Origin of the sequence: Shewanella sp. CG12_big_fil_rev_8_21_14_0_65_47_15 (genome assembly GCF_002783505.1) — a bacterium.
Taxonomy (GTDB): Bacteria; Pseudomonadota; Gammaproteobacteria; order Enterobacterales; family Shewanellaceae; genus Shewanella.
Genome location: NZ_PFGL01000019.1, coordinates 225,405 through 244,539, shown reverse-complemented (window position 1 = coordinate 244,539; position 19,135 = coordinate 225,405). Strand labels below are relative to the sequence as shown.

Sequence of the window (19,135 nt, the reverse complement as noted above, 5' to 3'; positions counted from 1 at the left end):
AAGTGCTAGCACGGCCACTATCTAGTGAGTAGCTAGTCGCTGCGCTTTTTGCTCGCGAAGTTTAGCTTTGCTGCAACAGGGTGCGACACAGCTTAATAAAGTCCGATGAGGTGACGATACCGAGCACTTTTTTATCGTCATCGACGACGGGCAAACAGCCGAGTTTGTTTTCAATAAAATATTCCACCACCGCAGTTAAAGGCTCATCGGCGGTTAAGTGCTGGCAGTCTTTATCCATCACAGTGGCGATGGGGGTGTAACGTTCCTTGCGGTCGAGCGCCCCTTGGCCGTATTTGTTTAGCATGGATAAGACGCTGGCGATCATTTTTTTATGGGTGAGTACGCCAACCAGAGTGCCATCGATTTCGGATATCACAGGTAAGTGGCGCACACCGCGGGTTTGCATCAGATGGTGGGCATCTTTAAGGCTGGCGCCATCGCTAATGCAAATCACGCTCTGGCTCATAATATCGCTGACTTTCATCATATAAATTCCTTTCTTGCATCGCTCATCTGCTGGCTAGATTACCGCAATATGGGCAGAACTATTTGAGTCACCCTTGACCTTTTCGATGGTAGCAGTTTCCGATCCAACTGTGCCAGTTCTGGATAAATAAAGTACGCTGTTCAGTATAAGTTTTTGAATTAAAAGAAATCATAAAAGGCTGACAAAGATGTCACAAATATGTAACAGTGATATCTCACAATCTGGGTCTCATTAGACCTCATACCAGTGAAGCGAAATCTAACAAGGGAATAATAATAATGAATCGTACCGTGACTCGTCGTGATTTTTTGGCTATGTCGGCCAAAGGTGTTGGTGTTGCTGTGATCTCCTACGGCCTAATGGGCTGTAGCGACAGTGATGATGTGCAATCTGTGCCAGCGCAATTTTTGCATGGTATTGCCAGTGGCGATCCCGCCCCCGATGCGGTGATCCTCTGGACCCGTGTGACGCCTGAATCCGAGGGCGATGTGAAAGTGAGTTGGCAAGTGGCAACGGATGAGGCGTTTTCACAATTAGTGACTACTGGGGAGATGGTCACTAACGCGAACCGTGATTATACGGTCAAGATCGATGCCCGAGGTTTACGTGCGGGGCAAAGCTATTTCTACCGCTTTATGACGGGCGGTAAAACCTCGGTCGTGGGCAAAACCCGCACTCTACCCGAGGGGGATGTGAGTTCTGTGAAACTGGCCGTGATGTCCTGTGCTAACTTCCCTGCCGGTTATTTTAACGTCTATGAGTTAGCGGCAGCCCAGGATGATTTAGATGCCGTGGTGCACCTCGGGGATTACATCTATGAATATGCCCGCGGCGGCTATGCTAGTGAACATGCCGCTGAGCTTAACCGTGAGGTATTACCCGCCAATGAGTTGCTGAGTTTGAGCGACTATCGTACCCGTTATGGCCAGTACCATGGCGATGCGAGTCTGCAAAAGTTACACGCCAAAGTGCCTTTTATTACCGTATGGGATGACCACGAAGTGGCCAACGATACCTGGCGTGATGGTGCCGAGAACCATAACGAAGGTGAAGGGGATTTTGCGGCACGTAAAGAAGCGGCACTGCAGGCATACTTCGAGTGGCTGCCGATACGTCCATGGCGTGAGGGTAACCATGAGGAGATTTACCGCAGCTTCAGTTACGGTAATCTGGTCGATTTGCATATGCTCGATACCCGTGTATTGGCCCGCGATAAACAGCTCGATTATGCCGAATATATGGATGCCACCACAGGGTCATTCGATGGCGAGCGTTTCCTTGCCGATGTGACTTCGACCTCGCGTACTTTGCTTGGTTTGACCCAGCTATTATGGCTGCAGGGCTCCCTGTTACAGGCAACGGGCAAATGGCAGGTACTAGGACAACAGATTCTAATGGGTAAGATGTCCTTACCGGCGGCCATTGCAACCCAGCAATTGAGCATTCCCCAGTATGCCATGTTAGGGGCATTAGCTCAGTTAGCCGCGCGCGCGGCGGCGGGCGATCCCACCCTTACCGCACAAGAGCTGCAATACCTGCAAGCCAATCAAGCCCTGTTAACGCCGGAGGTCATTGCCCTGCTGCAATTACCTTCAATCCCATACAATTTAGATGCGTGGGATGGTTATGCCTATGAGCGTGAGGTGATTTTAGGCACGGCCAAATCGAAGAATCACAATTTAGTGGTGATCGCGGGTGATACCCATAATGCCTGGGCAAATGAGCTAAATGATGTCAATGGCGACACTGTGGGGGTGGAGTTTGCGACCAGTTCGGTTTCTTCACCCGGGCTCGAATATTACTTAAACCTGCCGGTGGAGCAAATTCCGGCGACAGAAGCGGCGATTGTGGAGTTAGTACCAGATCTTAAGTATGCCAACCTTAAGGATCGCGGCTTTATGACACTCACTTTTACTGCCGATGCCGTGCGCAGCGATTGGCATTATGTGGATACTATTTTATCTCAGGATTTCCAAGCGGCCACTGCCCGGAGTTATAGCGCCATGGCTAAAGCGGGTGAGCATAAAATTACGCCTATCGTCTAATCCATTACTGTGTATTGCTCCTTTTTGGCCACCCTAGGGTGGCCTTTTTTGTTAGTTTTGTCCTTAAAATGCAAAATAAACGGTTGTTACCCCGCAAGTTGTTACTATTACTGCAGCACTGTGGTTTTTTTTGGTATAAAATTCGCTCCCAAAATTCGGCTGCGTCTACACTTGCTAGGACTCTTGTGAAGAGAATGCTGTTCTCATGTTTTGGACGCCGAACAGATCTACTAGGTAAAAGCATTCGCTTTAGTCACCTAAAAATAACTATCACTATGGGGACGGTGTCATGTCAGAAAAGTATTTTGTTACCGCACAGCAACTGCTGGAAGATTCATTTCTATTAGCTTCGCAAGTGTACGAGAGTGGTTTCCGTCCGCAGTTTATCGTCGGAATTTGGCGTGGTGGCGCTCCAATCGGGATCGCGGTGCAAGAGTTTTTCGATTTTAAACAAGTCGAAACCGACCATATTTCCGTGCGCACTTCTTCCTATTACGGTATCGGCACCGATAAACAAAACAAAGAAATCAAAGTGCATGGTTTGCACTATATTGTTGAAAATGCCAATGCCAGTGATGCTCTGTTGATTGTGGATGATGTGTTTGATTCTGGTCGTAGTATCCATGCATTAAAGGAAAAATTAAGCCAACTGATGCGTTTAAATATGCCACAGGATATTCGTATCGCTTGCCCCTACTACAAGCCAAAAAATACCGCAGTGCCTTTAAAGCCTGATTACTATATCCATGCCTCTGAAGATTGGTTAGTGTTCCCCCACGAAGTGACGGGTTTAACCCCTGAAGAAATTGCCGAAGGTAAGGGTGATTTAAAAAATATCCAGCATCTTTTTAAGTAAAAATAAATGCTTAAGAAAAGCGTTAGTGGGGATTCCGCTAACGCTTTTTTGCTTTTAGGGCCTATAAATCCATGCAGTTCGCATAGTAAGTGACAGTGGCGGGCCAGTCGGAGAACACCCCGATTACGCCCACATCCTTAGCCAGTACATCGAGCAATTCAAAGGTATCGCCTTCATTATCTATGGCTTGGGTAATACTTTGATAATAAAAGCCGCCGCCCTGTATTAGTAATCCCGAACGCTCTAACGACCAAGTGATGATCTTAAGCCCTGCGTCTTTGGCGGCTTTAGCGTATTCAGATGGAATGATTTTCTTATCCGCATCTAAGGCGACTAAAACCCAGAGTGGCGGCGCAATAATCTCGACACCTTGGGTCTTTAAATCCGCCATTGATGGTGACCAAGTAGCCGAGTTTTGCGGATCGAAGGCGCTGTTATAATCGTATCTGTCATCGAGAAACACGGCTTGTTTCGCAAACTCAGGCGCGTTGGCGACCCAATATTTGATGTCATCTAAAATAAAGGATTGGGGAAAAACCTGCGAGGCATCGACGCCCGCTGCCGTGTATTCATCCAACATTTTTTGGGCGTAATCCTGCTGAGTAAAGCCATCGAAGGGCATGGCCACGCTGGCGGCCTTTAGCTCCGGCGTCATCTTTACCCCGGCTTTTTTAAACATCTCAATGCTTTCGGCGTGGGTCATTAGGGTGCCGTTAGCGGCATAGAGATCGGTGCGCCACTTGGGCGTGGCATTCATAAATTCCTCAACATTGGTCGCCTTGGGATTTTCACCCTCCATCTTACCCCTTAAGGTTTTAAATTCGGCGAGGGTGATATCGCTGGTGCAGCAAGTTGCAGTGGCGGCGACGCCATTGGCCGCATCGGCGGGGGTAAAGGGCACGGAGCATTTATTGGCAAGTTCGGGAATGGCCAAAATATTGGTCGTGCTGGCGAGATCGCATTGGGAGTGGCGACAGACTAAGGCTTTATCGGCGGTAAAAGTGACATCACACTCGACAATACCCGCGCCAGAGTCGATGGCGGCTTGATAGGATTCCTTCGTGTGTTCAGGGAATTGCATTGGCGCGCCACGGTGGCCGATGGAAAACTCGCTGCGGTAAAAGTTGTCGCTCGCACATTGTTCCAAGCGGGTTTTAAGTGTGCTGTCTTGCATTTGGCGCACGAGAAACAGTGGCCTTTCGCCCACTTGGGCCGGAACAGGGATTGCTGCGGGTGGTGTGACTTCTGGGGTGTTATCGTCACTATTACAACCGGCTAATAAAGCGCTCAAAGCGATTAATAGACAGGGTGGGAACGACAAAATAGGGCGTAGTTTCATCAGATTTACCTTTGACTAATGATATAACTTACTAATATTAATCAAAAACTCTAAAGTGTTAATGTGACTGAATAAGCCTACTTTTATGACATAAACAAGAATATATACCGTCATGGATACGATTATTTTTGACATTAGCTATCGCGCCATATTGGGATAAACTGACATAGGCGGCGAAGTGTTTGGCGGGTGTGATAAAGCGGGTTTAGGCGACTGCAAATGGCGCGGGAGGATCTACTTCCCTAGGCGAGCATGAATATTTTCACTCGAACGATCTTTCTTCGTCGAAATCAAGTAAACTGCGCTCCTTTTGTTTTATGATGAGCGTTTGGTTCGCTTGATAAGACAAACGTGACAAGCATCATTTAGGAAATAGAGCAGAATGAGCAAGGGCAAAAAATACGATTTTCGCGTGACACAGGGCGACAACGGTTGGAAGACGGAAATCACCCGTCGTATGACGTCGACTAAGACGGTAGTGTCGAAAAGCCACGATGGTTTTGCGACCGAGACAGAGGCACAGGCTTGGGGCCAAGCCGAACTGCAAGTGTTTTTAGGCACATTGGCTGAGCGCAACAAGCGTCGCTCAGAAAAACAAGCTAAGGCCAAATTAGCGGCGGCATTAGCGGCAGAAGCGGCAACCGATGCCGATGATTTTGATGATGAAGACGAATTCGACGAAGAATAAGTCGAGAGTGAAATGGCGTATCGGCCATAAGCTGTCAACAAAAAGCGGATCCTATGATCCGCTTTTTTGTTATTTGAACTTAGGACTTAGTTTTTAAACTAGCCTTTTACATTAGCCTTTTAACTTAAAGCTACCCTGCATAATCGCCCAGTGACCGGGGAAGCTGCAGAAGAATTGGTAAGCTTCGGCTGGGCTCATGCCCGCAGTGCTAAAGGTCACTGAGGTTGATTCACCACCACCGACTAAAGTGGTGTGAGCGATAACGCGACTATCATCGGCCTTTACATAGGCGGCATCGGCACCAGCGCTCATTCCATCGGTCGCAACGGCAGACATATCAGCGGCTTTGGTTAATACCCAGTTGTGGCCCATGGCAGCTTTTGGCAGGGTGCCAGCGTGCGTTAGCGTCAGTGTCACTTCTTTACAGCTTGCAGGAACAGACAGCTCTTTAGTGTCAAATTGCATTGCGTCAGTCGCTGCAATCTTGAGTTCACATTCACTAGCACTCGCTTGGCTGGCGACTAATAATCCTAGGCCGAGTAGGCTAGCGCTAGTCATGTTACGGAAAGTGGTGCTTTTCGCTTTCATCTGATACTTCCTTATTTTGAACAAGGGTAGCCGAACCATTTTGGCTCGACCGTGCGCTTACCAGCATAGGTAATCTTTATTAAATGGGAATGAATTCGGTATGTAAATTATGTATATGCAACTTTCGGCTGAAAGCTGCATCGTGTTGTTAGCAGTGAAATATTGCAGATTCTAGATTCTAGACGCTAGGTTTGACAGTTCGTGGCGGTAGGGAATAGCGCGCTGGGCGCCTTCTCGGGTAACGGTAATCGCCGATGCCGCATTGGCAAAGCCGACGGCGGCGGCAATCGATAGGCCTTCACTTAAGCCGACAACCAGCGCACCGTTGAAGGTATCGCCGGCGGCGACCGTGTCTATGGCTTGCACTTCAAGCGCGGGGATTAGCCCGGTAAAGCCTGGGCTGCTAATAAATGCGCCCTTGCTGCCTAAGGTAATCACCACAGTCGTCACGCCCTGTTGATGTAGCCATTGGGCGGCGAGTTCGGCATCTTCTTCATTATTGACCTCTATGCCCGATAACGCTTCGGCTTCGGTTTCATTGGGAGTAATAATATCCACCCACTTGAGGTAATCCAGCTCCTGAGTGGCCGCCGGTGCGGGATTAAGCACGGTTGTGATACCAAGGCGTTTGGCCATTTGCAGCGCATGGTTGACTGTCTCAGTTGGTGTTTCGAGTTGGATCAGCAAAAACTGTGCATTGGCAAACAGAGCGTAATGTTTTTCTAACTCGGCAGGCGTGAGATGGGCATTGGCACCTGCGGCGATCCCGATGGCATTTTCACCATTCTCGGCGACAAAAATCATCGCCGTACCTGTACTCATATTGGCGACTTGAGTGATGCCATCGGCTGGAATTCCATCCTTGAGCCAGCTACTGCGCATTTCATTACCGATACCGTCTTGGCCTAAATGGCAAATAAAATCCACGCGAGAAGCGGGAAGACACAGGCGGGCGCAGGCGACAGCCTGATTGGCACCCTTGCCACCATGTTCTAACCGATAGCTTCGGCTTTTTAAGGTTTGTCCGGGAACGGGCAAATACTCAAAATTCATCACATGATCGGCATTCGCACTGCCTATAACGAGAATATGGCTCATGGAAGGTTCACCTTAGTGTCATCTGCGGTTGAGATACGTTGGCGTGTAGGCGGCTAAGCTGTCAACCAACAAGTCAACAAAGCCTTGTCTATTGAGTCCAAGCAGCACAGTCGCATTAGCGGGTTTGCCCGTAAGTTGATAGCGATCGACGACCGTCATCCCCAGCGTTAACTCGCTCTGGGTCTCAATCCCTACCCAGCAATCTTGGGCTTCAAACAGTTCAGGTTTGAGTAGCCAAGCAATAGTGCAAGGGTCGTGCAGCGGTGCACCTATAAATCCCCATTTGGGGGCCCTATGGTAAATCATAAAGAAATCCAGCAATTCGGCGACACACTTAGCCACTGGGTTGGGAATAGCGCGAATACGCTCGATATCTTCATCCATGATTTGCGCTTGATGGGTGACATCGAGACCGCACATGGTAATAGGTATGCCGGATTTAAACACGATATCGGCGGCTTCTGGGTCGACAAAAATATTAAACTCGGCGGCAGGTGTCCAATTGCCGACACCGGCTGCGCCGCCCATCAGTACAATTCGCTCGATGTTGGCGTGTAATGCGTGGTGGCTTGCAAGTAAGAGCGCGATATTGGTGAGCGGCCCCGTGGGGACCAGTGTCACAGGTTTATCGCTTTGGCGAATTTGCTGCGCCATCAACTCGACGGCATTGAGTGTTTGTGGCTGAAAACTGGGTTGTGGTAGTGCAGGGCCATCGAGCCCGGTTTCACCGTGGACATTGTCGGCAATCATTAATTCCCGAGCTAATGGCTTGGCTGCGCCGCCCGCGACAGGAATATCACTGCGATTTAATAGGGTTAAGATCCGCAGGGCATTATTGAGGGTTTTATCCGGCGTTTGGTTACCGGCGCTAGTGGTCACGGCCAGTGGCATCAGTTCTGGATGGGCGAGGGCTAAAATGAGCGCGATAGCATCGTCATGGCCGGGATCGCAATCCAGAATAATAGGACGAGTCATACTGTTACTCCTTTAAACAGCTAGGATGGCGGCTTAGAATAGCACGCTGGCTATCGGCTGCTAGCCTACGCTTGGTTTTGAGGGCAAAGTGTGAGCTTTTTCTGATTTTTATCAATAGGCTGCTACAATAGCTCCGCTTAAGTTGTTGCTAAGATAAGTGTTCAGCAACGACTGTTTTCAACAATTATCGTTTTCAGCAATGACAGGGAAATAAGTTATGCAGCCTTATTCAATTCCTCGCCCTTTGGCACCAATTCCTCGCCCTTTAGCATTCGTGGCGGCGTTAATCGCCCTGCAATTAACGGCCTGTAGTCAGCCTAAACCCTTAACCGTATTCGAAAATGATAAGGGATCCTTATTGCAGTTTGATAACGGCAAACTGATCCAATTTAAGGAAAATCCGAGCCCACAGTATCGCCATATTCCCTGTGATTTACCCGCAGTCGAGACTGTAGTTACAAACAGTTCCGCCTTTGCGGCGTTAACGCCATCCGGAGAGGTGATCACTTGGGGCGACAGTTATGCTGGCGGTGATAGCCGCGAGGTGACGCAGCAGCTTAAGCAAGTTAAGCAAATTGTCCCGGTTAAGGACGGGTTTGCCGCGCTGCGTCAGGATGGCACTGTGGTGTACTGGGGCAATGCTGGGAAATTTAGCCTAGATAAAGCTCTGCAAGAGCGAATGACCAATATTACCAAACTATTTGCTAACCAGGAGGCCATTGCCGCCCTCGATGCTAACGGCAAGGTGCACACTTGGGGTTATGGCCCCTACGGCGGCAATAGCTTGCATGTGCAGGACCAATTGGTGGATGTGGTCGATATCTTCGCTAGGGGGCGCAGTTTTGTCGCCCTCAAAAAAGAGGGGAGCGCCGTGATTTGGGGGCAGGTTGAAGGCTCGACCAATATGAAGAAGTTGCTCCCGCAGCTCAAGGATGTGGTGCAGATCGAATATTTCCAAAACACCTATGCCGCCTTAAAAAAGGACGGCACTGTGGTGAGTTGGGGTTGGCGCAGTGATGCTTATCCGATCCGCAGCGCCTTAAAGGATGTGGCGAGTATTACTGCAAACAATTGTGCCTTCGCGATTTTAAGCCCCAAGGGAGATGCGCATTTTTGGGGCGATGGTATTAACTGTGGTGTCGATTGGATTAAAAAAACCGATATCACAGGGGTAAAGGAGATTATCAGCATTGGCTCAGGATTTTTATTACTGCGCGATAAAACCGTGCCGCAAATTGTGGCCGACGACACTGACTACGCTTATATGTTTGGCTTTCACTATGCCCAAGCAATCCTTGATAAATATTGGCAGGAAGGCAGCGTAATTACTCGAGGGCCAGCCTCCTTTGTGTTTACGCGTCCCGATGGCAAAGTGGTGCCCGTCGGTTATCGAGCAAACCGTGAAAATGTGGAGCAGTTGATTGCACGTATTCCGCGCCTCACTTGGTTAGGTCGCGGAGATGAGGGTTATGTTGGCATCAGTGAAAAGAGCGAATGGGTCTCTTGGTCGATGGATCTGGCGATGTTCGATAAGTCACCCGTACAACCTGCGGACTCCTTAGTGATTAAGCCGCTGGATTTTTCCCCCGCTGCCCAGTGTGAAACCCCAGAGCAACGTCAGGCGATTTTGAGCAAGGAAAGGCCACAGCGCAAAGTGACTTGGTCATTTGATTAAGGCATATTGTAGCTGGGCAAATTTACCGTCACCGCGTGGGTAAATGGCATATTCCCCTATTATTACTGGTGTCGCGGTGATTATTGCTGTTAAAGTTGTATTTAACCTGTGTTTTAACTATTTTCCCGTTAGATTCTTGGCTAGAATGCAGGGTGTCTTCTATTCAATTTCATAATTCGCTTAGGTTTAGCGATACAAGGATGATAAATATGAAATTAGCATTGAGTGCTCGGGTAGGTGTAATTCAAGGCATAAGTGTATTGCTGCTCTGTGGTTTAATGGGATCTGAGTCCGTACAAGCGACCTTAGATAAGCCCAGAGGCGAGGATTATGCCTCCCACAGCCACGTATTGCCGGTATTTGGTCAGCAGTTAGGATTTAATCTCCCCAGTGGTTGGAAGCAAGCCCACCATGAAGAGCGTGATGGCGTGTTTATGGCGGAATTTGTGCCTGAGCTGGAAGCGCTCAACCAATGGAGCACGCTGTTTTGTGTGCAGGGCTTTAAGGGCATGGCCGAAAGCGCCAGCCCCAAGCAGTTTTTAGATGCGATGGCCGAGGCTTATCAAGCCACCTGTGACGGTGAGGTGGTTTATCAAAAACTGGGTGATACTCAAGTGGATGGTCACGAAGGCTTTCAGGCCATTCTCGGGTGCACCACAATGCCGCATGTCCATGGCGCGACCCAGTTTAATCCGAGTGCCTTTACCTCAAATCCCCAGGGTGAAATTGGTTATTACACTGTAGTAAGTGGTAACAAAGACTTGTATTTACTGCATAAATCGATGCGTGGCGATGTTTTTTCTGCGGATAAACCACCGTTGCAGGCGGCCAATAGTGCAGACTTTATCTCCACCCTCGGGCCCTTTTCACTGAAGTAGCGGATGGCTTGAGTACGAGAGTCATGGACTTTCATCCGTATAGACGTCTATAATGCGCGCGCTCAGTACCTAATGGTGCTGAGCAACACCGCTCTTCAAAGTATGCTTATCTAGCTTGATTGGAGAGTGGGAGCAGATTCTTAGTCAACCTTCTGAGGTGCTTGCGTGCTAAGGCCGCGAGATAATCGGGAAGCCAGTGGAATTCTGGCACTGCCCCCGCAACGGTAAAAGGTGAGAAACGGCCGCATTCAATAGCTATGTTCACGATGAACCCAGTATACAGAGTGTGTAAAGGTCAGTTTCGCGTTCGTCCCTAAATAAGGATGGATATAGCCTAAGTCCGGAGACCGGCCCTAAAGGTGTTTTTGAGATTTCGGTGGGCAGATCTCAAAATGCGATAGTAGTGTCCGTATTTATACTGGAGCAACGGTATCGTGGCGCCAATGCCCCGTTTTCCTTCTGGAGTTAAAGGTAAAATGGGAACACATCCAACCAAAATTGCGCTGCTGATCGGCAGCCTCTGCAGTTTTTCTATTATCGCGCCCGCCGTGGCCGCCGATGAAACTCGCGCCGCTAACGTCGATGAGCATATTGTCGTGATTGGTCGCGCTGATAAGACCCCCTTAAATATTGCCGCCAATGTGAATGTGATTGATGCCGCCGCGATTGAAATGAGTGGCGCCACCAGTGTGACCGATGTTTTACGTGGTCAAAGCGGGATCCAAATTTCCGATAATAATATCGGCACTAGCTTTGCGATGCGTGGTTTTAGTGCTAGCACTGCCGTTAATAACACCTTGATTTTGCTCGATGGTCGCCGTTTAAATAATATCGATATCGCCGCCCCTAGCCTGAATGCGATCCCCTTAAATCTTGTTGAACGTATCGAGATTTTATCCGGCAGTGCGGGTGTGCTCTACGGCGATCAGGCTGTGGGTGGGGTGATCAACATTGTGACTAAATCACCTGAGAATACCGGCGGCAGTGTGCAATTATCCGGTGGTAGCTTTGATACCTACGAAGGCCGCGGCGATGTGTCCGGCGCTTTCAACAAGGATTGGCGTTATTTCTTGACCGGTAGCTACAACCAAGGTGACAACTATCGCCAGCATAATGCCAACGAAACGGGTTCAATTTTAGGACGCATTCAATATAAAACCGCGACTGACTCGTTTTTTGTTGAAACCAGCTATTACGACGATGACCGTGAAAATCCGGGCTCACTGACAGTCGATCAATTCAAACAAGACCCACGTCAGTCTTCCAAGAAAAGCGAATATGTCCATGAGATGACGACTGCGGCGCGCAGCGGTTATCAGCATCAGCTTAACCAGAACTGGGCGTTAGCGGCGGATCTGGATTACAGCGATACCTTAGTCAGTTCGCTTAATTGGGGGGCGGGTAGCCATAACACTCGCTCGCTGTTGATGTTTAGTCCCAAAGCTTTAGCTAATTACAACACTCGCCAAGGCGAGCTAAACCTAGTGACAGGGCTAGATATCAGTCGTGGTAAGGCCGATTACGATTCTATGGCACGTAGCAACGTGCAGGACATGCAGAGTGCTTACCTGCAAGCCACAGTGCCATTAAGCCATACCTTAAGTTATGTGGTGGGCGGACGTTATGCGCGGGTGACCGACGAGTTAGTCGATGGCAATGTCTATCCTAATGGCATAGATCTAGATGAAGACGCCACCGCATTCGAGTTTGGCCTAAACTATCGCCCGAGCGCGGAGCACAGGTTTTATCTGCGCGGCGATGAAAACTTCCGTTTTGCTAAGGTCGATGAGCAGGCCTACACATCGAAGGATGTTTTTGGCCTAAAGCCGCAGACGGGCCGCTCCTATGAGGCGGGTTGGGATTGGACGGCCGCGAGCCAAAGCCTGCGCGTGAGCTTATATCGCCTCGATTTAGAAGATGAAATAGTCTTCGATCCGAGCGCCGAAAAGCCTGAACTTGGCAGTTTCCAAGGGGCGAACGTGAATGCCGATGCCTCACGCCGTTATGGTGCGAGCGCCGATTGGGATTGGCAGGTGACTCAAGCGCTTCAGTTAGGGCTGGAATATAACTATATCGATGCCGAATTTACCGACGGGGTGAATGAGGGCAAAGCGCTGTCTTGGGTGGCGGAGCATACGGGACGCGGTTATGTCAGTATGGATTTTGCCGAGCATTTCCAAGTGTTTGCCGAAGCTATCTACACCGGCGAGCGTTTTGTCGAAGGCGATAACGGCAATGAAGGCGATAAACTGCCGAGCTATGTGCTAGGTAATCTTGCCCTTAACTATAACCGTGATGCTTGGCTTGCAAGCCTGCGTATCGATAACCTATTCGATAAGGATTATGTCAGTGCCGGCTATTATGCTGGTGGAATATATGATGGCTATTATTCTGGCCGAGGCCGTGATATTCGCTTTACGGTAGGTTACCGTTTCTAAGCTTGAGACTGATATTTAACCTTTGAAAGCCAGACTGAGTCTGGCTTTGTTATTTCTGGTGCCTGCCACAGAGAAAAATCAACATTCAGGGTGTATTTTTTGTCACTTAACCCTATATTTATGAGGGGAAAGCCACAGCTTGTGCTGTGAATCCCCCGCTCTTAAGGATTGTCACAACTATTCTGCGACTTAGGGCTGAAATTCTTTGTAGTTTGGGTATGATGTGAGCGGTGTTCTAATCATCTTATAGCTAATTAACAGGTGTAAAGTGTCTTATGACAGATCTTGAGCAACAGGTTTTTACTCAAGTGAGAGCCATCATAGCGAATGAAGAGCAAGTGATTGGTCGTCGTGGAATTTTGATCCCACTCAAAAAGGCGATCCTTGCCGAAGGCGATATTCGTAATGTGATCGATATTGTGTCGAGCGATCCCGCATTGTCGGCGCATATGTTGATGCGTAGCAATTCGGCTCAGGCCTCAGGCGTAGTGAACCCTAAATCACGTTCCTTAAAAGATGCCTTAATCCGTTTAGGCCAAGTGAATATTTATCGTTATGCCTTTACCTTCTATTTGAAAGAACGCCTCGATGAATTACCCCAACCCTATAAAAAATTGGTGCAAGGTTATTGGAAATTAACCGAAAATATTGCCGCCGATGCGGTCGATAGTTTAGTTGATATGCAGGGTATGGATGTCGATCCCGATGAAGTGCAAACCTTAGCACTCTTTAGCGTGTTCGGCCAAATGATTGCCTTAACGGCCTTTGCCTATCTGAATGCCAGTTCGGAGGAGTCGTTCCCGTTAAGTGTGATTAAGTCTTTGATTGATAATCAGCAGCAAACCTTAACCATAGAGGCTTTTGAGGCCTTAGATTTAGATCAGGATCTGCGCCAAGAGTTTATGATCGCCCATAATCTGCGCCAGACCCGCAATCCTAATTCGCCGGGGTTAATACTGCGCCGTGTATTGTCAATGCGCGGTTTATTGCTTAATCCGCTGTAAGTTCTTCTGATAAAAACAAAGCCTGCGATTGCAGGCTTTTTTATCAGAATGTCAAAAACTTAATTGGACTTTTGCTGGCGAGCTAAGCCTTCACTCGCAACTAGTTGCAGCCAGTTTTGCACTAGGTTGGAATTGGCACTGTTGCGACGATAGGCGCCAAATAAGGGGCGCTTTAAGCCTTCTTGCCCGAGTTTTACCGCGGTGAGGCTTAAGCCATGCCCTTCATTTATCGACCAATTAGGCAGTGCGGCGATACCGTCCTTACAGGCGATACGTTGCAGTAACATCATGGTCAAGTCACAGGTTTTTTGCTCTCCGGCTTCTACACCTGCGGGTTCTAAGAAGTGGCGGTAAATATCTAAACGCGCCAAGGGCACCGGGTAGCTGATAATGGGTAAACGCGCTAACTGCTTGGGCGTGACATAGGCTTCTTTGGCTAAGGGATGATCCTTGGCAACCACTAACTTCACTTCAAAATCAAACAAATGCTGATAGGCGAGCGAATGCCCCGGCACGGGATCTGAGGTGAGCACTATATCGAGTTCGCCCATCTCTAAGGCATTGAGCGAATCGAACAGATGACGGCTTGACAGATCTAACTCGGCCTGCGGATGATCTTGCCTAAATTGCTCCATCACTGGCATTAACCAGCGAAAACAGCTGTGACATTCAATCCCCACTCTGAGTTGATTGGTTTCTGTCTCCAGGCCATTTTTCAGATCCGTTTCGGTTTCTAACACCTTAGGCAGGATCTCTTCGGCGAGGTGTAACAGCCTCGCGCCTTCCTGGGTAAAGGAGAGGGGTTTGCTTTTACGCACAAAAATAGGCGAGTTGATTCGTTGCTCTAACTCCTTAATTTGATGGGAGAGAGCCGATTGAGTGACAAAACGTTTTTTGGCTGCGCCCGCTAAGCTGCCACTTTCCTTCAGGGCCATTAAGGTTCGCAGATGTCTTAGTTCGATCATGATCACTCCAAGTGAATTTCGCTCATGTTGTGCTTGAAATCAATTCGGTTGCTGGCATAGAGACTATCACAATAAACTTCTAGACGTCCAGACGCCCATTGTGATTTGTCCAGACTTAAATGCGAAAAGTTGCCCAGAAAACACTATCTGGTGGGTGCTAGTGCCGAATATGGCTTATCTCAAATAAAGGAAGATATGGTATGCAATTAAACAGTCTTGGTTTTCCCCGTATCGGGCGTCGTCGTGAACTGAAATTTGCCCTTGAAAAATACTGGCGTGGTGAGAGCACTCAAGCCGAGCTGCATGAGGTGGCCAAGGAGTTGCGTCGTACCCATTGGCAATGGCAAGTGGCCGCAGGTATTGAGCAGGTGCCAGTTGGGGATTTTGCCTTTTACGATCAAGTGTTGACCCTGAGTGCGACCCTGAATGCTATTCCTGATCGTCACCGTGGTGAGGGCGATGTCGACCTTGATACCTTATTCCGCGTTGCCCGTGGCCGTGCGCCAAGTGGCACCGATGCGCCAGCCTCGGAAATGACTAAGTATTTCAACACCAACTATCACTACTTAGTGCCAGAGCTTAAGCAAGACCAAGTGTTCTCTATCGCCTATGAGCAGTTCTTTGATGAAGTCAGCGAGGCGCAGGCGCTGGGTTATCGGGCCAAACCCGTATTGTTAGGCCCTGTGAGTTACTTGTATCTGGCCAAAACCGTGGGTCAGGATTTCGATAAACTCAGCCTATTGCCTAATCTGTTAAAAGCCTATGCCGAGATTCTTGCGCGTTTTGCCGCGCAGGGCGTGACTTGGGTGCAACTTGAAGAGCCGATTCTGGCACTCGAATTAGCCGCCGATTGGCAAGCGGCGATTAGCAAAGCTTATCAGTCACTTAAAGCGACTCAAGTGAAGATTCTACTCACGAGTTACTATGGCAGCATCAGCCATCATCAGGCGCTGGTATCCGCTCTACCGGTTGCGGGTCTGCATTTAGATTTAGTAACTGCACCCGAGCAATTGGCCTTGTTTGCCAATGCCTTAAGGCAAGATCAAATACTGTCCGTCGGTGTGGTCAATGGTCGCAATGTGTGGGCGGCGGAGGTGGATCAAATCGTTGAGCGTATCGGCAGTGTCGCTAGAGACTTATGCTCACAAGACGGATCGCGCCTATGGATTGGCACCTCATGCTCACTGCTTCACAGCCCTGTGGATTTAGAGGTGGAGACAACGCTCGCTCCGGCGCTGCGCCAGCAGCTCGCGTTTGCTAAGCAAAAGCTGCTAGAACTGGCCAATGTGCGTCAATTATTGCAGGCCCCTGAGTCTGTTGCGGCCAAAGCGATAGTGCAAACCTGTGTGGCTCGCCGTGAGGCCAAGGCGCTGGCGGCGGATAACAAGGTGATTGCCCGTGTTGCCGCGCTGACTCCAGTGGATTATGAGCGTGTGAGCGAATTTACTGAGCGCCAAGCGGTGCAGCAGCGCAAATATCGTTTGCCATTGCTGCCGACCACGACCATTGGTTCGTTTCCGCAAACGCCAGCTATCCGTGGCTTACGTAGCCGCTGGCGCAAAGGTGAACTTAACGATGCCCAATATACCGAGCAGTTGCAGCAAGTGACCCGGGATACCATAGACCGTCAGCTTAAACTCGGTATCGATGTACTAGTGCACGGTGAGGCCGAACGTAATGACATGGTGGAATACTTCGGCGAGCAGCTCGAAGGCGTGGGCTTTACCAAAAATGGTTGGGTGCAGAGTTATGGTTCTCGCTGCGTTAAGCCACCATTGATTTATGGTGATGTGAGCCGCCCGAAAGCCATGACGGTTGATTGGGCCGAATTCGCCCAGAGCCTGACGGACAAACCCGTCAAAGGTATGTTAACGGGTCCGGTGACGATTCTGCATTGGTCATTCGCCCGTGAAGATATCGGCCGCGATACCATAGCTACCCAATTAGCGCTGGCAATTCGTGATGAAGTGGTGGATTTACAGAATGCGGGCATTGGTATTATTCAAATCGATGAACCCGCCTTCCGTGAAGGGTTGCCATTAAAACAAAGCGAGTGGCAAGCGTACTTAAACTGGGCAGTGAATGCCTTTAAACTGAGTGCGGCGGGTGTTGTGGATGAAACCCAAATCCACACCCATATGTGCTACAGCGAGTTTAACGACACGATTGCGGCCATTGCCGCCATGGATGCGGATGTGATCACCATTGAGACCTCGCGTTCACGGATGGAACTGCTCAATGCCTTTGAAGATTTTGAATATCCAAATGAAATTGGCCCAGGCGTTTACGATATCCACTCGCCAAATACGCCAAGTGTTGAGGCCATGGTGCAGCTTATCGAAAAAGCCGCGCAAAAAGTGCCAGTGCGTCAGCTATGGGTTAACCCCGACTGTGGCCTTAAGACCCGCACTTGGGATGAGGTAGAACCCGCATTGAAAAACATGGTCGATGCTACCCGCGAACTGCGCCGTCGCTTAGGCTAATCAATAGGTTAATATTCAGATGGTAAGCTTGGTTTGATGACATCAGTAACGTATGCCGATCAGGCATACGTTTTTTGAGTTGATCCACTCTATATATCTAAACTACCTAAACATTCAGGATGTTGCGGAAATTTAATGCACTTTAGGCAAGGCGGCTATTTTACTTTACTCACGAAAAAAATTTATCTCATCTCCTTTCATTATCTGATTTGTCTACTAGGCTATTGGATGCAAGGACGCAAAACTTGCATCACGCTTGCTTGACCGCTGAGTGTGGTCAAGTAATAAATGTTTGATTAAGGAGAATTAACATGAGTGAAATCATAGATGTCATCATAAATGTCGATACTGATAACTTGATGAAAGCATACCCAAACCCAAGCACTAACCCCTCGGCCCCCACGGCAGTAGGCCATAATTTTGCTTATATGATAGCCCCTACAGCGTATGTTAAAAGCGGTCAGGCCACGGGGGATCTTTCTCTCTCTGCGGATGTCGGTGATACCATTCGCTGGCGTATGAACTCCATGTCTGGCAATACCAGTTACTCTGCCGACCTCATGAATTTACAACGCTTCAGCGGTTCGCAAGTGACATCGGCGGTAGAGGGGCGATTGAGTGAGCCCCAAACACCGATTCCCGAAGGTGCGCTGGGTAATATTTTGCTACCTCCTACATACATATGCACACCTCAGTATGATTTCTACCTATCGGCCGATGTGGTGACCTCTGGAACTGAGAATTACAACGTGTCCTTTGCTGTGCTTTACTACCATAGCGGTAGCTTAAATACCTTAGGTTACTTCGTCTGGGATCCAACAATCACAGCCTCATAAGCCTGTTATTGTATGAAAACTTGCGCTCCCCATCATGGGGAGCGCATTTTTTATGCGTTGATTTATGTATCCCTTGGTAATCTCTTCTTTGTTTAAAGGAACAATTAATTATTCGATTAATTAAACACCATCTCGGGCACATGCTCAGGCACCACAAGTTCACCTGCGGTGAGTTTAATGATCTCCTCTACACTCACGCCGGGCGCGCGTTCGAGCAGATGAAATTTTCCCGTTTTAATCTCGATAAAGGCTAGATCCGTCAGCACTTTTTTAATGCAGCCCTTACCCGTTAACGGCAGGGTACACTCGGTTAATAGCTTAGACTCACCGTGTTTTGAGGCATGGGTCATAGTGACGATAATATTGTCGGCACCGGCGACAAGATCCATGGCACCGCCCATGCCCTTAATCAGTTTTCCCGGGATCATATAGGAGGCGATATTGCCCTGAGTGTCGACCTCAAAGGCGCCTAATACGGTCAAATCCACATGGCCGCCGCGGATCATCGCAAAGGATTCGGCGGAGTCGAATACCGCCGCCCCCGTCGCCATAGTCACGGTTTGTTTACCGGCATTGATTAAGTCGGCATCGACCTCTTCCATCGTCGGAAAAGGTCCCATCCCTAGGAGGCCGTTTTCCGATTGCAGCATCACTTCAATGCCTTCGGGAATGTAGTTGGCCACCAGTGTGGGGATGCCGATGCCAAGATTCACGTAGTAGCCATCCTTGAGTTCTTGGGCGACGCGCTGGGCGAGTTGTTCTCTTGAAAGTGCCATAACC

At 49.1% G+C, this 19,135-nt stretch carries 16 protein-coding genes and 1 riboswitch; of the genes, 9 read left to right on the top strand and 7 right to left on the bottom strand.

Translation table 11 applies throughout. The features are described from left to right. Window positions 1–61: 61 nt before the first annotated feature. Window positions 62–484: a CBS domain-containing protein gene (locus tag COW15_RS05795; RefSeq protein WP_293630903.1), complete on the bottom strand. Its 423-nt coding sequence runs from the start codon at window positions 482–484 to the stop codon at window positions 62–64. Window positions 485–765: 281 nt separating this feature from the next. Here COW15_RS05795 and COW15_RS05790 point away from each other — a divergent pair, with 281 nt between their 5' ends. Continuing rightward, complete coding sequence (locus COW15_RS05790; protein WP_293630853.1) at window positions 766–2,532, top strand: alkaline phosphatase D family protein; 1,767 nt, start codon at window positions 766–768, stop codon at window positions 2,530–2,532. A 289-nt stretch (window positions 2,533–2,821) separates the two neighbouring features. Continuing rightward, window positions 2,822–3,388 carry a phosphoribosyltransferase family protein gene (locus COW15_RS05785; protein WP_007645330.1) on the top strand — a complete coding sequence of 189 codons (567 nt, stop codon included), beginning with the start codon at window positions 2,822–2,824 and terminating at the stop codon, window positions 3,386–3,388. Window positions 3,389–3,449: 61 nt separating this feature from the next. On the opposite strand, the gene COW15_RS05780 is transcribed toward COW15_RS05785, so the two are convergent. Continuing rightward, window positions 3,450–4,727, bottom strand: a complete 1,278-nt coding sequence (locus tag COW15_RS05780; RefSeq protein ID WP_293630849.1) for a glycerophosphodiester phosphodiesterase family protein — start codon at window positions 4,725–4,727, stop codon at window positions 3,450–3,452. Between the two features lie 382 nt (window positions 4,728–5,109). Between COW15_RS05780 and COW15_RS05775 the strand changes: the two genes are divergently transcribed. Beyond that, complete coding sequence (locus tag COW15_RS05775) at window positions 5,110–5,415, top strand: DUF3622 domain-containing protein (RefSeq protein ID WP_293630847.1); 306 nt, start codon at window positions 5,110–5,112, stop codon at window positions 5,413–5,415. 111 nt (window positions 5,416–5,526) lie between these two features. On the opposite strand, the gene azu is transcribed toward COW15_RS05775, so the two are convergent. The 3 genes from azu to rihA all read right to left on the bottom strand — a co-directional run bounded on the left by azu (window position 5,527) and on the right by rihA (window position 8,076). Continuing rightward, window positions 5,527–6,003, bottom strand: a complete 477-nt coding sequence (azu, locus tag COW15_RS05770) for an azurin (protein ID WP_293630846.1) — start codon at window positions 6,001–6,003, stop codon at window positions 5,527–5,529. A 171-nt stretch (window positions 6,004–6,174) separates the two neighbouring features. Beyond that, window positions 6,175–7,101, bottom strand: coding sequence for a ribokinase (gene rbsK, locus COW15_RS05765; protein WP_293630845.1), 927 nt, complete (start codon window positions 7,099–7,101; stop codon window positions 6,175–6,177). A gap of 18 nt (window positions 7,102–7,119) precedes the next feature. Continuing rightward, window positions 7,120–8,076: a pyrimidine-specific ribonucleoside hydrolase RihA gene (rihA, locus tag COW15_RS05760; protein WP_293630843.1), complete on the bottom strand. Its 957-nt coding sequence runs from the start codon at window positions 8,074–8,076 to the stop codon at window positions 7,120–7,122. A gap of 217 nt (window positions 8,077–8,293) precedes the next feature. Here rihA and COW15_RS05755 point away from each other — a divergent pair, with 217 nt between their 5' ends. The 4 genes from COW15_RS05755 (at window position 8,294) to COW15_RS05740 (ending at window position 14,071) form a co-directional block, all read left to right on the top strand. Further along, window positions 8,294–9,751 (top strand): hypothetical protein, encoded by a 1,458-nt coding sequence (locus tag COW15_RS05755; protein ID WP_293630841.1) that lies wholly within the window; start codon window positions 8,294–8,296, stop codon window positions 9,749–9,751. A 209-nt stretch (window positions 9,752–9,960) separates the two neighbouring features. Beyond that, the gene (locus COW15_RS05750; RefSeq protein ID WP_293630839.1) at window positions 9,961–10,629 is read left to right on the top strand and encodes a hypothetical protein; all 669 of its coding nucleotides are present in this window, start codon (window positions 9,961–9,963) and stop codon (window positions 10,627–10,629) included. Between the two features lie 138 nt (window positions 10,630–10,767). After that, window positions 10,768–11,000, top strand: a riboswitch (cobalamin riboswitch). Window positions 11,001–11,105: 105 nt separating this feature from the next. After that, entirely contained in the window at window positions 11,106–13,067 is a 1,962-nt protein-coding gene (locus COW15_RS05745) for a TonB-dependent receptor (protein ID WP_293630837.1), read from the top strand. A 275-nt stretch (window positions 13,068–13,342) separates the two neighbouring features. Beyond that, the gene (locus COW15_RS05740; protein WP_293630836.1) at window positions 13,343–14,071 is read left to right on the top strand and encodes an HDOD domain-containing protein; all 729 of its coding nucleotides are present in this window, start codon (window positions 13,343–13,345) and stop codon (window positions 14,069–14,071) included. A gap of 59 nt (window positions 14,072–14,130) precedes the next feature. On the opposite strand, the gene COW15_RS05735 is transcribed toward COW15_RS05740, so the two are convergent. Then, complete coding sequence (locus COW15_RS05735) at window positions 14,131–15,036, bottom strand: LysR family transcriptional regulator (RefSeq protein ID WP_293630835.1); 906 nt, start codon at window positions 15,034–15,036, stop codon at window positions 14,131–14,133. 200 nt (window positions 15,037–15,236) lie between these two features. On the opposite strand from COW15_RS05735, the gene metE reads away from it, so the two are divergent. Together metE and COW15_RS05725 are read left to right on the top strand one after the other, a co-directional pair. After that, window positions 15,237–17,519, top strand: a complete 2,283-nt coding sequence (metE, locus tag COW15_RS05730; protein WP_293630834.1) for a 5-methyltetrahydropteroyltriglutamate--homocysteine S-methyltransferase — start codon at window positions 15,237–15,239, stop codon at window positions 17,517–17,519. A 311-nt stretch (window positions 17,520–17,830) separates the two neighbouring features. Then, window positions 17,831–18,355, top strand: a complete 525-nt coding sequence (locus tag COW15_RS05725) for an inclusion body family protein (RefSeq protein WP_293630832.1) — start codon at window positions 17,831–17,833, stop codon at window positions 18,353–18,355. Between the two features lie 116 nt (window positions 18,356–18,471). On the opposite strand, the gene COW15_RS05720 is transcribed toward COW15_RS05725, so the two are convergent. Next, on the bottom strand, window positions 18,472–19,131 hold the full coding sequence (locus COW15_RS05720; protein ID WP_293630830.1) for a 3-oxoacid CoA-transferase subunit B: 660 nt from the start codon (window positions 19,129–19,131) through the stop codon (window positions 18,472–18,474). Window positions 19,132–19,135: the final 4 nt, after the last annotated feature.

Coding starts and splice junctions, on each gene's coding strand:
- rihA (WP_293630843.1), bottom strand. CDS start 8,076: ATGACTCGTCCTATTATTCTGGATTGCGATCCCGGCCATGACGATGCT.
- metE (WP_293630834.1), top strand. CDS start 15,237: ATGCAATTAAACAGTCTTGGTTTTCCCCGTATCGGGCGTCGTCGTGAA.
- rbsK (WP_293630845.1), bottom strand. CDS start 7,101: ATGAGCCATATTCTCGTTATAGGCAGTGCGAATGCCGATCATGTGATG.
- COW15_RS05720 (WP_293630830.1), bottom strand. CDS start 19,131: ATGGCACTTTCAAGAGAACAACTCGCCCAGCGCGTCGCCCAAGAACTC.
- COW15_RS05745 (WP_293630837.1), top strand. CDS start 11,106: ATGGGAACACATCCAACCAAAATTGCGCTGCTGATCGGCAGCCTCTGC.
- COW15_RS05780 (WP_293630849.1), bottom strand. CDS start 4,727: ATGAAACTACGCCCTATTTTGTCGTTCCCACCCTGTCTATTAATCGCT.
- COW15_RS05750 (WP_293630839.1), top strand. CDS start 9,961: ATGAAATTAGCATTGAGTGCTCGGGTAGGTGTAATTCAAGGCATAAGT.
- azu (WP_293630846.1), bottom strand. CDS start 6,003: ATGAAAGCGAAAAGCACCACTTTCCGTAACATGACTAGCGCTAGCCTA.
- COW15_RS05785 (WP_007645330.1), top strand. CDS start 2,822: ATGTCAGAAAAGTATTTTGTTACCGCACAGCAACTGCTGGAAGATTCA.
- COW15_RS05795 (WP_293630903.1), bottom strand. CDS start 484: ATGAAAGTCAGCGATATTATGAGCCAGAGCGTGATTTGCATTAGCGAT.
- COW15_RS05735 (WP_293630835.1), bottom strand. CDS start 15,036: ATGATCGAACTAAGACATCTGCGAACCTTAATGGCCCTGAAGGAAAGT.
- COW15_RS05755 (WP_293630841.1), top strand. CDS start 8,294: ATGCAGCCTTATTCAATTCCTCGCCCTTTGGCACCAATTCCTCGCCCT.
- COW15_RS05775 (WP_293630847.1), top strand. CDS start 5,110: ATGAGCAAGGGCAAAAAATACGATTTTCGCGTGACACAGGGCGACAAC.
- COW15_RS05740 (WP_293630836.1), top strand. CDS start 13,343: ATGACAGATCTTGAGCAACAGGTTTTTACTCAAGTGAGAGCCATCATA.
- COW15_RS05790 (WP_293630853.1), top strand. CDS start 766: ATGAATCGTACCGTGACTCGTCGTGATTTTTTGGCTATGTCGGCCAAA.
- COW15_RS05725 (WP_293630832.1), top strand. CDS start 17,831: ATGAGTGAAATCATAGATGTCATCATAAATGTCGATACTGATAACTTG.